Consider the following 14,575-nt stretch of genomic DNA (forward strand, 5'->3'; position numbering starts at 1 on the left):
GTTTTAACCTAGATCAGTTCGGTCAGGGTATCGCTCTGGCGGACCAGTTCGTGGTCATGTGAAGCGACCAGCACGGCGATGCCGTCCGAGGTGGTGTCCTTGAGGATGCTGATGATGCGGTTGGCCGCGGAGCGGTCCAGGCTGGCGGTCGGTTCGTCCACCACGAGCACCCGGGTGCCGAGGATCAGGGCCCGGGCGATCGCCACGCGCTGGCGCTCACCGCCGGAGAGCTGGGCCGGGCGGTGGCGCATGCGCCGGCCGAGGCCAACGAGGTCCAAGAGGTCCTTGGCCATGTCGCGGCGCTTGTCCACCTCGCCGTCGGGAACGGCCGGGAGCAGGACGTTCTCGAGGGCGCTCATCCCGTCAATCAGGGCACCGCCCTGGTCGACGTAGCCGATCAGGGCCCGGCGGCGGTCGGCGATTTCGTCGTCGCCCATGCTTTCGAGGGAGTCGCCTTCCCAGAACACCCGGCCCGACGTCGGCAGGGTCAGGCCCGCACCGACGGTCAGGATGCTGGTCTTGCCCGAGCCGCTGCGGCCGGCGATGCAGTGCATCTCACCGGCGTGCAGCGTCATGTTGAAGTCGTCCACCACGTTGACGGCTTCCGCACCGCCCTTGCCACCGCCGTAGTGGATGGTGATGTTGCTCAGTTCCAGCGGGGTGGCGTGGTCCGTTGCTTTCACGATCGTGTTGGCGCGGGTCTGGTGGGCACCGCGGCGGGTGCTCTCCGTCATTCGGTCGTGAGCCGCCCGGTCAAGGTTCAGGTCGTTGTTCATCGGACCACTTTCGTTGCAATGGGAATCCAGCAGAGTACAGCCACGAGCCCGGCGATTGCGGCCCAGAGCGCGGCATAGGGAGCGAGGAGCAGTCCGACGCCCAAGGCGCCGACCACACCGAGGGGCAGCGCGACCGCACCGACCATGGCATTTTCGAAGAACCGGACCTGGCCGAGCATGTCGGGGTTCCAGCCCATCGCCTGCAGGGTGCTGAGGTACTGCCGCTTGGCCTGCAGCTCGAACCGGCCGGTGACCATGGTCAGCAGCAGCCCGACGGCCACGCCAGCCAGTCCCAGGACGATGCTGGGCAGCGCGATGCTGGCCGCGGCCAGCCCGCTCAGGGCGCTCGCACCTGCTGCCCGGGGGATGTCGATCAGCAGCGCGATCAGCCCGCCCACCGCGGCACCGAAGACGCCGACGGCGACGGCCAGGGAGATGGTGTTGAACTTGTTGGTGCTCAGCTGCCGGTTCGCGAAGGTCAGCGGCGAGTCGACGGCGATGAGGCGCTCGTCGTGCTGCGGTTCCTGGTCGATGACCTCACGGTGCCGCAGCTGCTGCGCGGCGAAGAACGCCGCGCCGATGTAGAGGGCCACGACGGAGGCCGAGACGACCGCCGTTTCCACGTTCCAGCTGATCAGGCTGAGGACGGTTCCGGCGACGGCCAGCAGGGCCGCTCCGACGCCGAATTCGGCCAGCACCCAGGAGCGGATCTTGCGCTGGGTCCAGCCCATGGCGCGCAGGGTTCCGGCCTCGCTGCGGCGTTTGCGGACGTAGCTCACGGTGGAGGCACCGGTGAGCAGCGCGGCGCCGCAGAGCGTGATGAAGAGGAGGGTCAGGTTGGTCGCGGTCAGGGATCCGGACACGGCGTCCGCGGCGTCCTGGCGGACCCACGATTGCTGCACGGTGCCGAGCGGGGATTCCTTGCCGGCGTCGTCCTTGGAGTAGCCGGGAACGGAGATGCTGGCGTCCTCACGGGCCGAACCTGCGACCACTGTCGCCTGCAGGCCCATGTCGCGGATCTCGTCGGCAAGCTTTGCAACCTCGGGCTGGGCCTGCTTCCAGCTGCCGGGCACCTTGGCGCGGACCCGGATGGCGTCGATCACGTTGGCGTTCTGTTCGAAGCCGCGGGCGGCGGCCAGGCCGTAGTAGTCGGTGATGGCACCGGCGGACTGGCTGGCCAGTCCGGTGGCGCTCAGCGAGGGCTTGAGTTCGGTGTTCTCGACGTCCTTGCCGGACGCGTCCTTCGTCAGGGTGAGGGGCGTCGGGTCGTAGCCGCCGAGGGGCAGGCGGTTGACGTCACCGGCAACATCCTTGACCTGGCCGGCGTCGAACGTGCCGTAGACCATCGCGAGGGGCGTGGCGAGCTTCTTGCCTGTTTCCAGGTTTTCCCGATAGGAGCGTTCGTCAACGGGTTCGCGTTGCGTCTGGTCGACGGCGTCGCCGTTGGCGCCCTTTTCGGGCAGGCGGTTGACGGTGACCCATTCGCCGGGGGTCGCGCTCTTGTCCACGGCCCCGTTGCCGGCGGTCTCGCCATCCTTGTATTTCGGTGCGGCGGCGAAGTCGGTGCTCCAGGTGGCCGGGTTGTAGAGGCCCTGGCTGAAGCTGCCGGTATCGCCCATCAGCTGTGTCAGGTCCTTGGAACCGGGCCAGGCGAGGGAGAACGGGGACTTCGAGACGAACGGGAGGTAGTCCTTGTCCAGGGAGCGGGTCACGGTGCCGACGTCCTTGGTGACGTTCCCGGACGCGTCGATCTCCTCGATCTTGACGGAGTATTTGAGGTCCAGCGACGTGCCCGAGCGGACGATCAGCGGGATGGCCTGCGAATCGGCGGTCAGCTGGCCGCTGCGCTTCGCCTGCTGGTACTGGGTCATCAGCGGGGCCCAGTACTTGAGCTTGACGCCGAGGAAGTCCGGGCCTTCCTTCAATTCGTCCATGCCGATGCCGTTGGTGAAGAGGCTTTCGAAGTGGCGCCCGATCGCGCCGGCGTTGCGGGCGTCTGCGGGCGGCGCCTTCTCCAGCGGGGCCAGGAAGTCACCGGCCGTTCCGAGCAGGGCGCGCTCGGAGACGGGATCGACGGCGACGACGGATTCCGTCACCTGGGGGGCCTGCGGCAGCGAGACTGAGAGGTTGAAGAGGTTGTGCTCCGAGCCGCCGGCCGGGGCCGGGAACTTGATGCCGGTCTCCCCCTCCGGGCCTGCGATACGGACGTTGGTGCCGCCGTCCACCTGCTCTTCGACGAGCTCTGCCTTGCCGAGGGAGCCCTCGGCCATGGTCTTGAAGAGGGTCTGGTCGGAGTGCCCGTCCGAGCTGACGGCGCTGGCCGTGAGGCGGTACTTCTTGGGGGTGTCGGAGAGGACGGATTCGGGGGCCGGCCACTTGGCCGGGTCGGTGGCGCTCGGGTCTCCGGCGGTGCCGGCGAGTCCGGCGTTGAAGCCCAGGTAGTCCGTGGCCTCCAGCCGCGGGGCCTCCAGGTTCTGGGTCACGCGGGAGACGAGGCTGATCGGGGCCGCCACGGACGTGCCGGAGAGTTTCCTGATGCCGTCCAGCTGCTCGAAGCTGATTCCGCCCTGGCCGGTGGCGATCTCGGGCTGCATCAGCCCGCCGTTGTCGTCGGCCTTGGCCTGGACGAGAACGTCGTAGAGCCCCCGGGAGTTCTGGTCAACGGTCCGGTTCAGCGCAGCCTGGGACTGCCCCTGAACGAGGACCGAAAGACACATGGCCACGATCAAAATGGACGCGGTCAGCAGAAGCACTCTGCTTCTGATGAACCTCTGGACGGCGTTCATTGGGCTCCTGAAAGCTGGATTGCGTGCGCACACCATGGTCCACTCCGCGTGGAAGTGGAGGCGTCCCCTGCCGGGTGTGCAAAAAGTAAAGGCCGGGCTACCGGCTGGATCCGAGATTCGGACCTAGCCATTGTACGCAGAACGGCCGGTGCTTCGCGGACGCCGGCGGCAAGGTGCCCGCCGCCGGCGTGCGTTCAGAGGACATCAGTCCTCGAGGTCGACTTCCCGGACCATGTCCGCGCCGATGCCGGCCTTGATCGCATCAAGGACCTGCTGCGGCACCGAACTGTCGATGGTCAGCAGCGCCAGCACCTGGCCGCCCTCGGTCTGGCGGGCAACCTGCATGCCCGCGATGTTGATGTTGTTCATGCCGAGGATGTGCCCGATGGTGCCGATCACGCCGGGGCGGTCCGAGTAGGCCACCACCACGAGGTGTTCGCTGATCGGGATCTCCACCTCGTAGCCGTTGACGCCGACCAGTTTCTGGATCTGCTTGGGCCCCGTCAGGGTTCCGGCGACGGAAATCTGGCTGCCGTCGCTGAGGGCGCCGCGCAGGGTCAGGACGTTGCGGTACGACTCCGTGTCCGGCGTCGTGATGAGGCGGACGTTGATGCCGCGCTGCTCGGCGATCACGGGGGCGTTGACGTAGGAGACCTGCTCGGTGACGACGTCGGCGAAGATGCCCTTGAGCGCCGCGAGTTCGAGCACCTTGACATCGAGCGAGGAGATTTCGCCGGCCACCTCGACGTCGAACTGCGTGAGCGAGGCGTGCGTCAGGGCGGTGAAGATGCGGCCCAGCTTCTCCATCAGCGGGATGCCCGGGCGGACGTCCGGGGCAATGATGCCGCCGGCCACGTTGACCGCGTCGGGTACCAGCTCGCCGGCGAGGGCCAGCCGGACGGACTTGGCCACCGAGACGCCGGCCTTCTCCTGGGCTTCGTCGGTGGAGGCGCCGAGGTGCGGCGTCACCACCACGTTGTCGAGCTTGAAGAACGGAAGGTCGGAGCTGGGCTCCTTGACGAAGACGTCGACGCCGGCACCGGCGATCTCGCCGGCCTCCAGGGCCGCGTACAGGGCTTCTTCGTCGACGAGGCCGCCGCGGGCGACGTTGATGACGTAGGCGGTGCTCTTCATCTTCTTGAAGGCGTCGGCCCCGAGCATGCCGACGGTCTCCGGGGTCTTGGGCATGTGGATGGTGATGAAGTCCGACTGCGCGAGCAGCTCGTCAAAGGTCACCAGCTGCACACCGAGCTGGGCGGCCCGGGCCGAGGTGATGTAGGGGTCGTACGCGAGGATCTTGGTCTCGAAGCCCTTGAGCCGGGCCGCGACGAGGGCGCCGATCCGGCCCAGGCCGATGATGCCGATCTTCTTCTCGAAGAGTTCGATGCCGGTGTACTTGGAGCGCTTCCATTCGCCGTCTTTGAGGGCCGCGCTGGCCTGCGGGATGTGCCGGGCGAGGCTGAGGATGTGGCCGACGGTGAGCTCGGCGGCGGAGACGATGTTGGAGGTGGGCGCGTTGACCACCATGACGCCGGCCTGGGTGGCGGCCTTGATGTCCACGTTGTCGAGTCCGACGCCGGCGCGGGCGATCACCTTGAGGTTCTTGGCCGCGGCGAGGGCTTCGGCGTCCAGCTGCGTGGCGGAGCGGACGAGGATCGCGTCGACGTCGGCGATCGCAGAGAGCAGCTGGGAACGGTCGGCGCCGTCGGTCTGTCGGATTTCGAAGTCCGGGCCGAGGGCCTCGATCGTGGCGGGCGAAAGTTCCTCAGCGAGGAGTACTACAGGTTTGGTGCTTGTCACCGGTGACCTCTTTAGCTCTCTTGTATAACAGGCGGGGATTTTGGTGCATCGCGTGGTGCAAAAACGCAGGGAAGCCGGACCCCAGAAATGGTGTCCGGCCTCCCTGCCGGTCAGTGCCTAGCGGGCGACTGAGCCTTCGGTGTAGTCGTCTTCGTTCTTGATCCAGGAGAACAGCTTGCGCAGTTCGCGGCCGGTGGCCTCGATCGGGTGGTCCTCACCCTTCTGCCGCAGCGCCTTGAACTCCGGCGCTCCGGCGTCCTGGTCGTCGATGAAGCGCTTGGCGAAGGTGCCGTCCTGGATGTCCGCCAGGACAGCCTTCATGTTTTCCTTCACCTCGGGGGTGATGACGCGCGGGCCGGAGACGTAGTCGCCGTATTCCGCGGTGTCGGAAACGCTCCAGCGCTGCTTGGCGATGCCGCCTTCAACCATGAGGTCGACGATCAGCTTGAGCTCGTGCAGGACCTCGAAGTAGGCGACCTCGGGCTTGTAGCCGGCCTCGGTGAGGGTCTCGAAGCCGTACTGGATCAGCTGCGAGGCGCCGCCGCAGAGGACAGCCTGCTCGCCGAAGAGGTCGGTTTCGGTCTCTTCGGTGAAGGTGGTCTCGATGACGCCCGCACGGGTGCCGCCGATGGCCTTGGCGTAGGACAGGGCCAGTTCCTTGGCCTTGCCGGACGGGTTCTGCTCGACGGCGATCAGGTCCGGCACGCCGCGGCCGGCTTCGAACTCGCGGCGCACGATGTGGCCCGGGCCCTTGGGGGCGACGAGGGCGACGTCGACGTCGGCCGGCGGGTTGATGTAGCCGTAGCGGATGTTGAAGCCGTGTCCGAAGAACAGGGCGTCGCCGGGCTGCAGGTTCGGGGCGATGTCCTCGGCGTAGACGTGGCGCTGGACCTGGTCCGGGGTGAGGACCATGATGAGGTCCGCTTCGGCGACGGCGTCGGCAACGTTGAGGACGCGCAGGCCCTCGGCTTCGGCCTTGGCGCGGGACTTGGAGCCTTCTTTCAGGCCGACGCGGACGTCAACACCGGAATCGCGCAGGCTGAGGGCGTGGGCATGGCCCTGGGAGCCGTAACCGATGACGGCAACGGTGCGGCCCTGGATGATCGACAGGTCGGCGTCGTCGTCGTAAAACATTTCAGTCACTGGAGTGTCTCCTTTTGAATGGATTCTTGGGTTGGCTTGTCTGTGGGTCTTGCTGTGGTGCGGTACTGCGGCATGCGTGGGCGCCCGCCGGGTGCGTGCCTTAAGCGGTGCGCAGGGCCCTGTCACTCATGGAGCGGGATCCCCGCCCGACGGCCAGGGTGCCGGACTGCACGATTTCGCGGATGCCGAACGGCTCGAGCACTGAAAGGAGTGCCGTGAGCTTTTCGGGGTGGCCTGTTGCCTCAATGACGACCGACTCGGTGGAGACGTCGACCACTGAAGCGCGGAACAGGTCTGCAGCCTGGGTTACCTGCAGACGTGTTGCGGCATCCGCACGTACCTTGACCAGGATGTGGTCACGCTGTACGGAAGTTTCTGGGGTGAGCTCAACGATCTTGATCACGTTGACCAGCTTGTTCAGCTGCTTCGTGATCTGCTCGATCAGCTCGCCGTCGGCGTCGACGACGACTGTCATCCGGGACATGCCGGGGACCTCCGTCGGGCCGACGGCCAGGGAGTTGATGTTGAAGGCGCGGCGGGCGAAGAGGCTGGCGACGCGGGTCAGTACACCGGGTTTGTCTTCGACCAGAACGGACAGTGTGTGGCGGGTCATGTTCAGTCCTCCTCTTCCCATTCCGGGGTCATGTTGCGGGCAACCTGGATCTGGTCGTTGCTGACTCCGGCGGGGACCATCGGCCACACCATGGAGTTGGGGCTAACGACGAAGTCGATGACCACGGGGCGGTCATTGATTGCCAGGGCCTTCTGGATGGTCTCGTCGATGTCCTCGTCGCGTTCGCAGCGGAACGCGGCGCAGCCGTAGGCATCCGCCAGCTTGACGAAGTCCGGGATCCGGACGGTGTTGTGGCCGGTGTTGAGGTCGGTGTTGGAATAGCGGCCCTCGTAGAAGAGGGTCTGCCACTGCCGCACCATGCCGAGGGAGGAGTTGTTGATGATGGCGACCTTGATCGGGATCTTGTTGATCGCGCAGGTGGCCAGTTCCTGATTGGTCATCTGGAAGCAGCCGTCGCCGTCGATCGCCCAGACCACACGGTCCGGTGCACCGACCTTGGCACCCATGGCCGCCGGTACGGCGTAGCCCATGGTTCCGGCTCCGCCGGAGTTCAGCCAGGCGTGCGGGCGCTCGTATTTGATGAACTGTGAGGCCCACATCTGGTGCTGTCCCACGCCGGCGACGTACACGCCCTCGGGACCCGTGAGGGCTCCGATGCGTTCGATCACGCGCTGCGGGGCGCTGAGGCCGTCCTCCGGTTCGGTCCAGCCGAGCGGGTAGGTCTCCTTGAGGTTGTTCAGGAAGGCCCACCAGTTGGTGAGGTCCGGGGTGCCGGAGGCCTCGAACTGGAGCCGCAGGGCCTCGCTGAGTTCCGGGATGATCTCCTTGACCGAGCCTACGATCGGGACATCGGCCGTCCGGTTCTTGGAGATTTCCGCCGGGTCGATGTCGGCGTGGATGACCTTGGCGTTCGGGGCGAACGACTTCAGGATGCCGGTCACCCGGTCGTCGAAGCGGGCTCCGAGGGTGATCAGCAGGTCGGACTGCTGCAGCGCCGTCACGGCCGAGACCGTGCCGTGCATGCCGGGCATGCCGACGTGCTGCGGGTGCGAGTCGGGGAAGACGCCGCGGGCCATGAGGGTCGTGACCACCGGGGCACCCGAGAGCTCCGCGAGCTCGCGCAGTTCCGCCGAGGCATGGGCCTTCACAACTCCGCCACCGACGTAGAGCACCGGCTTGCTGGCCGCCGCAATGAGCCGGGCGGCCTCGCGGACCTGCTTGGAGTGGCCGCGGAGCACCGGACGGTAGCCGGGGAGGTCGATCTTGGGCGGCCAGGAGAAGGTCATCTGACCCTGCTGGGCGTCCTTGGCGACATCCACCAGGACGGGTCCCGGGCGGCCGGTCGAGGCGAGATGGAAAGCCTCGGCCATAACGTGCGGGATGTCGTTGGGGTCCGTGACCAGGAAAGAGTGCTTCGTGATCGGCATGGTGATGCCGACAATGTCCGCTTCCTGGAATGCGTCGGTGCCGATGACCCCGCTGGAGACCTGGCCGGTGATGGCGACGAGCGGCACGGAATCCATGTGGGCATCCATGATGGCGGTAACGAGGTTGGTGGCTCCCGGGCCGGATGTGGCGATGCAGACGCCAACCCGTCCGGTGACCATGGCGTAGCCTTGCGCGGCGTGGCCGGCTCCCTGTTCGTGACGGACCAGAATGTGGTTCATTCGGGAAGCCATCAAGGGGTCGTAGGTGGGCAGGATCGCGCCACCGGGCAAACCAAAAATATCGTCCACGCCGAGTTCTTCGAGCGAGCGGACAATTGCTTGTGAGCCGGTCATCACCGTCGGGGGTACGACGTTGTTCGGCCCAAGGACAGGAGAGACGGCAGCAGTGTCGACGCCGGCGCCAGCCGGACGTTCGACGCGTTCCGAAGCCTTGTGGGCTCCAGCGGACTTCGTGGCCATCAGCGAGGGGCTGATCGGCGATCCTTTGCTCATCGGACTCTTCCTTTGGGGATCTGCTGTGGTGATCTTCTGTGATCGTGGGACTGCTGGTAATGCTTGGTACTGGTGGTGCGGGTGGTGCGGAAATAAAAAAACCCCTCAGCCTGACGGCTCTTCGAGGGGTTGCGCGTGACGGTTCGTTACCAGTGAAGGCTATTGAGCCACGCGCTTGGTAAGTACGACGGATACACCTGCAGTGGTGCCGGCGGTAACGAATTCGATCATGCGTTCAGTTTTCCCTCTTAGCCAGACGGGTGTCAACGAGCCCGCCCCCTATCTCACTATTTGGACAACGCTGTCCACAAGCTGGTCCTGTCGGAGGCGGCAGCGCCGCCTCCGACAGGCAGTATTACCCGCAGTAGGCGCCGGTGGAGGCGCTGTGGACCAGCTTCGCGTACTTGGCGAGGACGCCCTTGGTGAACTTGGCCGGGAGCGGCACCCAGCCGATCTTGCGGCTTTCGAGCTCCGCCTCGTCCACGAGCAGATCGAACGTGCGGGCAGCCATGTCCACGCGGATCCGGTCGCCGTCCTTGACGAAGGCGATGGGGCCGCCGTCGACCGCTTCCGGCGCAACGTGGCCGATGCACAGTCCGGTGGTTCCGCCGGAGAAGCGCCCGTCCGTGAGCAGGAGGACATCCTTGCCCAGGCCGGCGCCCTTGATGGCGCCGGTGATGGCGAGCATCTCCCGCATGCCCGGGCCGCCCTTGGGGCCCTCGTAGCGGATGACGACGACGTCGCCGGCCTTGATCTTGCCGTTGTCCAGCGCGTCCAGGGCTCCCTGCTCGCGCTCGAACACGCGGGCGGTGCCCTCGAAGACGTCGGCATCGAAGCCGGCGCTCTTCACGACAGCGCCTTCCGGAGCCATCGAACCGTGCAGGATCGTGATGCCGCCGGTCTTGTGGATCGGATTGTCCAGTGCGCGGAGGATCTTGCCGTCCAGATCCGGCGGGTTAATCGCCGCGAGGTTCTCGGCAACCGTCTTGCCGGTCACGGTGAGGCAGTCGCCGTGGAGCAGTCCGGCGTCGAGCAGTGCGCGCATGATGACCGGAACGCCGCCGATCTTGTCGACGTCGGTCATGACGTAGCGGCCGAACGGCTTCAGGTCGCCCAGGTGCGGGATCTTGTCGCCGATCCGGTTGAAGTCATCGAGCGTCAGCTCAACTTCGGCTTCGCGGGCGATGGCGAGCAGGTGCAGGACGGCGTTGGTGGAGCCGCCGAATGCCATGGTCACGGCGATGGCGTTCTCGAACGCCTTCTTGGTCATGATGTCGCGGGCAGTGATGCCGAGGCGCAGGAGGTTGACCACTGCTTCGCCGGACTTGCGGGCGAATTCATCGCGGCGGCGGTCCGCCGACGGCGGGGCGGCCGAGCCGGGCAGGGACATGCCCATGGCCTCGCCGATGCAGGCCATGGTGTTGGCGGTGTACATGCCGCCGCAGGCGCCTTCGCCGGGGCAGATGGCCTTTTCGATGCGGGTCAGGTCTTCGAGGCTCATCTTGCCCGCGGCGCAGGCTCCGACGGCTTCGAACGCGTCGATGAGGGTGACTTCCTTTTCGGAGCCGTCCTCAAGCTTGACCCAGCCCGGCATGATCGAGCCGGCGTAGAGGAACACGCTGGCCAGGTCCAGGCGGGCCGCTGCCATCAGCATGCCCGGGAGGGACTTGTCGCAGCCGGCCAGGAGGACGGAGCCGTCAATGCGCTCAGCCTGCATGACGGTTTCGACCGAATCGGCAATCACTTCGCGCGACACGAGCGAGAAGTGCATGCCCTCGTGGCCCATCGAGATGCCGTCCGATACGGAAATTGTGCCGAACTGCATGGGGAATCCGCCCCCGGCGTGGACGCCTTCCTTGGCGCCCTGCGCGAGCCGGTTCAGCGAGAGGTTGCACGGAGTGATTTCATTCCACGAGCTGGCAACACCGATCTGCGGTTTCGCAAAGTCGTCGTCGCCCATGCCGACCGCCCGGAACATCCCGCGCGCCGGCGCGGCGTGGATTCCATCGGTAACGACCCGGCTGCGGGGTTTGATGTCCGGTTTGGTGTCTGTTGCTGTTTGGGTGTCCTCACTCATGGCTCAAAGTCTAGGGCTCCGTTGCGCAGGGCAACGACCCCGGATGGAGCATTAAGCGGAAAAACGGGAATGTGTCGATCAAATAGTGGACTCTCGTCTCACCTGATGGACTTTGCACTTTGCTCCCCGTCAACTAAGGCGGGCGGCGTCCCGCAGCTCGGGGGCGTCCGCGAGCGCCAGCGCCTCCGCCTTGAGCAGGGACAGGACCTGCTGGATGGTGGTCCGGGCCGCGACATCGGGGCGCGCGAGCGCCACGATGCTCCGGCTGGCCTTGACCCCGGCCAGGGGCCGCAGGACGAAGCCCCTGCCCTGGTTCTTCAGCGCCGTGTAGCGCGGCAGCAGGCTCAGTCCGTGCCCCGCGCTGACAAGGGCTTCCAGGACGCGCAGGTCCGGGTAGAGCTGGGCGCGGACGGCCGGCGAGTCCGCCTGCACTTCGATCTGCCGGAGCACCGTGTCGAACGGGAAGCCGTCGGGCACGCCCATCCACGGATAGCCGATCACGTCCCGGGCGAACAGGGTGTCCTTGCCGGCGAGGACATGGCCCGCCGGCATGGCGACGTCCAGCGGCTCCTCCAGCAAGGGTTCGACCACGAGGCCCAGCCGCGCGAAGACCTCGGGACCGTCGACGCTGTGGGCCAGGACGATGTCGTAGTCGGCGGTCAGCCCCGCGAATCCGGCCACATTCGGGTCCTCGAAGTGGGCCTCGAACCGCAGGCCGTCGATCGCCTTGACCCGGTGCAGCAGCCCGGGCAGGAACATCTCCGCGGCGCTGGGGAAGAAGGCGGCCTTGACGTGCGTCTGCCATCCCAGCCGGTAGGTGTCGATGGTGGCCTCCGCGCGCGCCATAGCCGTGGAGACCTCGGCCGCGGCTGCGGCCATGGCCAGTCCCGCCTCGGTCAGGCGCACTCCCCTGCCGGATTTCTCCACGAGGACCACACCCAGTTCGTCCTGCAGGGTCTTGAGCTGCTGGGAGACGGCGGACGGCGTCACCTTCATCGCCTCGGCGGTGGCGCCGACGGTGCCGCGATCGGCGAGCTCCCGGAGTATCCGCAGTCTCTTGAAATCCATGAGGAGAGGCTACCTTGCGGGCGCCCGGGAGGGTGGACAGCCGCCGCGGCGCGGACGTACCGTCAAGCAACGGCAACCTTGCCTCCGGACAGAAGGGCTGTGCTATGGACTGGATTATCTGGCTCATCGTCATCGTGGCGATCGTCGCCATCGTCTGGGGGCTGCTGAACCGCAACTCCCGTAAGGGCAACGGCACGTCGGATGCAGGAACAGGCGCAGCCGCCGGTCCCGCCGCGTCCACGCCTGCCTCCGCGAACCAGGTCGCCCACGATGGCGCACTGTCCGGCGGCAGCGCCGCGGCATCGGCCGCCGCAGCCGCCACCACAGGCATGCCGGCCGCTGCGGGGTTCGGCAACGCCGAGCCGATAGCACCCACCACCGCAGAGGACTCGAAAGCCGCTGGGCCTGCTGCGCAGGAGCCTGCCGCGGGAACGTCCGCGCCGACTGCTGTGCAGACTTCCACGGAACTTGCTGCGGAACCTGCCACCGCGACGTCCGCCGGCGTCAGCGGAGCCGCCGGCGCCGCGCCGGCCGAGTGGGAGACCCAGTGGTCCGAGACCCCGCCGGTGGATGAAGCACATGCCGCGGTGCATCTCGGGCACGCCCAGGGCGGCACGGCAGCGTTGCCCGGCCCCGGTGCGGCCGGAGCGCCGGTCCACCACGCCGAATACACCGAATCCCATGCCCCCACCCTCCCGGGCGCGGAATCAGCCGCAGCCGAAGCAGAGGCCGAGGCTGAGGCAGCACCTGCCCTGCCGGAGGCCGCTGCCCTGCCGGAGGCCGCTGCCCTGCCGGAGGCCGCTGCCCTGCCGGAAGCCGAGACGGCCCAGACCGCGATGTCGTCCGCCGCGGCCGAAACCGCAGCCAGCCACACCGCGGAGCCCTCCGGGCACCTCGCCCTGGATCAGCCCTACGGGGAGGGATCGGCGGCACCGGCCGCGGACGGCACCGGTCCCGAAGGCTTCACCGTCAAAGGCAATGCGTCCTCGATGATTTATCACGACGAGACCAGCGCCTCCTACGAAGAATCCCGGGCAGAGGTCTGGTTCGAGTCCGCAGCCCATGCCGAAGCCGCCGGTTTCCGGCCTCCGCGCCGGTCCCGGCTGTAGGGTACGGCAGGCGGGCCATGGTCACGGGCGCGCGGGACGGGACGGGCTGATGACCAGCCACGGTCCGGGCAGGAACGCCGGGGCGGCATTGGCTGCCGCGGCGACGATCCTGCTCGCTGGCTGCACCGCAGCCGGCAGCGGAACGCCGGGTACCGCATCCGCAGGTTCCCCTCCGCCGGCAAGCGGCAGCCCCGCCGCCAGCAATCCGGCAACAGCGCCGGCAATTGCTCCGGCCGGCGAACCGACGGTCACCGGCCGGATCGAAGCGCAGCTGCAAACGCCCTGGGCCACGGTCTTCCTGCCCGATGGCACCGCGGTCATTTCCGAACGGGACAGCGCCCTGCTCCGAACGGTCAGCAGGGACTCCGGCGCCGGACCGGCCGGAACACTGGGCAAGGTGCCCGGCGTCGTACCCGGCGGTGAAGGCGGGCTGCTGGGACTGGCCCTTTCCCCGGATTTCACCGCCGATCGCTACCTGTACGCGTACTTCACGGCAGAGAGCGACAACAGGATCGCCCGCCTCCGCCTTGAAGAGAGCAGCGGCGGGCTGCGCCTCGGGGCCCCGGAGATCATCCTCAGCGGGATCTCCAAGGCCTCGACCCACAATGGCGGACGGATCCGGTTCGGGCCGGACGGGTACCTCTACGTCGGTACCGGCGATTCGCAACGGCGCGAGCAACCCCAGGACACAAATGCCTTGGGCGGCAAGATCCTGCGGATCACCCCCGAGGGCAGGCCGGCGCCGGGGAACCCGTTCGGCGACAACCCGGTCTACAGCTTCGGCCACCGCAACGTCCAGGGCCTCGCCTGGGACGGCGCGGGCAGGCTCTGGGCCAGCGAGTTCGGCCCCACCGTGGACGACGAGCTGAACCTGATTGTGCCCGGCGGCAACTACGGCTGGCCCGACGTCACTGGCGCCCCGCACCGCACGGGCTTCATGGATGCCAAGGTCGTGTGGCCTTCGACGGCGGAGTCCTCCCCCAGCGGACTCGAAATAGTCGGCGATACCGCCTACCTCGGCGCCCTCCGCGGCCAGCGCGTCTGGTCCGTGCCGCTCCGCGGCGAGTTCGCCGCGGACCCTGTGGGCTATTTCACACGGGCGTACGGCCGAATCCGGGACGTCGCACGGGCTCCGGACGGCAGCCTGTGGGTCCTCAGCAACGGCCAAAACCCTGATTTTGTGCTGATTTTGACCCTCCCCGGCTAGGGCACCCCGCGGCGTCCCCGGCCGATTTCACAGTCCGCCCAAACTCGTGTAGAGTTTCATGTCGTTGCGGAGAACAACGAGGGAAACAAAAAGCC

Annotated in this window: 10 protein-coding genes; 2 read left to right on the top strand and 8 right to left on the bottom strand. The window is 67.3% G+C overall.

Going from position 1 to position 14,575, the window contains the following annotated elements; translation table 11 throughout:
* Positions 1-8 precede the first annotated feature (8 nt).
* The 8 genes from ABIB51_RS07970 to ABIB51_RS08005 form a co-directional block, all read right to left on the bottom strand.
* Positions 9-776 (bottom strand): ABC transporter ATP-binding protein, encoded by a 768-nt coding sequence (locus ABIB51_RS07970; RefSeq protein ID WP_502916093.1) that lies wholly within the window; start codon positions 774-776, stop codon positions 9-11.
* The gene (locus tag ABIB51_RS07975; protein ID WP_354187197.1) at positions 773-3,562 is read right to left on the bottom strand and encodes an ABC transporter permease; all 2,790 of its coding nucleotides are present in this window, start codon (positions 3,560-3,562) and stop codon (positions 773-775) included. The genes ABIB51_RS07970 and ABIB51_RS07975 overlap by 4 nt, the downstream gene beginning before the upstream one ends.
* A 204-nt stretch (positions 3,563-3,766) precedes the next feature.
* On the bottom strand, positions 3,767-5,362 hold the full coding sequence (gene serA, locus ABIB51_RS07980) for a phosphoglycerate dehydrogenase (RefSeq protein ID WP_354187199.1): 1,596 nt from the start codon (positions 5,360-5,362) through the stop codon (positions 3,767-3,769).
* Positions 5,363-5,479: 117 nt separating this feature from the next.
* Positions 5,480-6,505 (bottom strand): ketol-acid reductoisomerase, encoded by a 1,026-nt coding sequence (gene ilvC / locus ABIB51_RS07985; RefSeq protein ID WP_354187201.1) that lies wholly within the window; start codon positions 6,503-6,505, stop codon positions 5,480-5,482.
* 100 nt (positions 6,506-6,605) lie between these two features.
* On the bottom strand, positions 6,606-7,118 hold the full coding sequence (ilvN, locus tag ABIB51_RS07990; protein ID WP_354187203.1) for an acetolactate synthase small subunit: 513 nt from the start codon (positions 7,116-7,118) through the stop codon (positions 6,606-6,608).
* A 2-nt stretch (positions 7,119-7,120) separates the two neighbouring features.
* Positions 7,121-9,019, bottom strand: coding sequence for an acetolactate synthase large subunit (locus ABIB51_RS07995; protein ID WP_354187205.1), 1,899 nt, complete (start codon positions 9,017-9,019; stop codon positions 7,121-7,123).
* Positions 9,020-9,374: 355 nt separating this feature from the next.
* Entirely contained in the window at positions 9,375-11,096 is a 1,722-nt protein-coding gene (gene ilvD, locus ABIB51_RS08000) for a dihydroxy-acid dehydratase (protein WP_354187207.1), read from the bottom strand.
* Between the two features lie 129 nt (positions 11,097-11,225).
* Positions 11,226-12,164 (bottom strand): LysR family transcriptional regulator, encoded by a 939-nt coding sequence (locus tag ABIB51_RS08005; RefSeq protein WP_354187209.1) that lies wholly within the window; start codon positions 12,162-12,164, stop codon positions 11,226-11,228.
* Between the two features lie 104 nt (positions 12,165-12,268).
* On the opposite strand from ABIB51_RS08005, the gene ABIB51_RS08010 reads away from it, so the two are divergent.
* Positions 12,269-13,273 carry a sunset domain-containing protein gene (locus tag ABIB51_RS08010; RefSeq protein ID WP_354187211.1) on the top strand — a complete coding sequence of 335 codons (1,005 nt, stop codon included), beginning with the start codon at positions 12,269-12,271 and terminating at the stop codon, positions 13,271-13,273.
* A 49-nt stretch (positions 13,274-13,322) separates the two neighbouring features.
* On the top strand, positions 13,323-14,480 hold the full coding sequence (locus tag ABIB51_RS08015; RefSeq protein ID WP_354187213.1) for a PQQ-dependent sugar dehydrogenase: 1,158 nt from the start codon (positions 13,323-13,325) through the stop codon (positions 14,478-14,480).
* Positions 14,481-14,575 lie beyond the last annotated feature (95 nt).

The organism is Arthrobacter sp. UYCu712, from assembly GCF_040547005.1.
GTDB lineage: Bacteria > Actinomycetota > Actinomycetes > Actinomycetales > Micrococcaceae > Arthrobacter.

What these genes read in the sequence shown, in the direction of transcription:
- ABIB51_RS07970 (WP_502916093.1), bottom strand. Translation starts at nt 776, where the DNA reads ATGAACAACGACCTGAACCTTGACCGGGCGGCTCACGACCGAATGACG.
- ABIB51_RS08005 (WP_354187209.1), bottom strand. Translation starts at nt 12,164, where the DNA reads ATGGATTTCAAGAGACTGCGGATACTCCGGGAGCTCGCCGATCGCGGC.
- ABIB51_RS07995 (WP_354187205.1), bottom strand. Translation starts at nt 9,019, where the DNA reads ATGAGCAAAGGATCGCCGATCAGCCCCTCGCTGATGGCCACGAAGTCC.
- ABIB51_RS08010 (WP_354187211.1), top strand. Translation starts at nt 12,269, where the DNA reads ATGGACTGGATTATCTGGCTCATCGTCATCGTGGCGATCGTCGCCATC.
- ABIB51_RS07975 (WP_354187197.1), bottom strand. Translation starts at nt 3,562, where the DNA reads ATGAACGCCGTCCAGAGGTTCATCAGAAGCAGAGTGCTTCTGCTGACC.
- ilvD (WP_354187207.1), bottom strand. Translation starts at nt 11,096, where the DNA reads ATGAGTGAGGACACCCAAACAGCAACAGACACCAAACCGGACATCAAA.
- ABIB51_RS08015 (WP_354187213.1), top strand. Translation starts at nt 13,323, where the DNA reads ATGACCAGCCACGGTCCGGGCAGGAACGCCGGGGCGGCATTGGCTGCC.
- ilvN (WP_354187203.1), bottom strand. Translation starts at nt 7,118, where the DNA reads ATGACCCGCCACACACTGTCCGTTCTGGTCGAAGACAAACCCGGTGTA.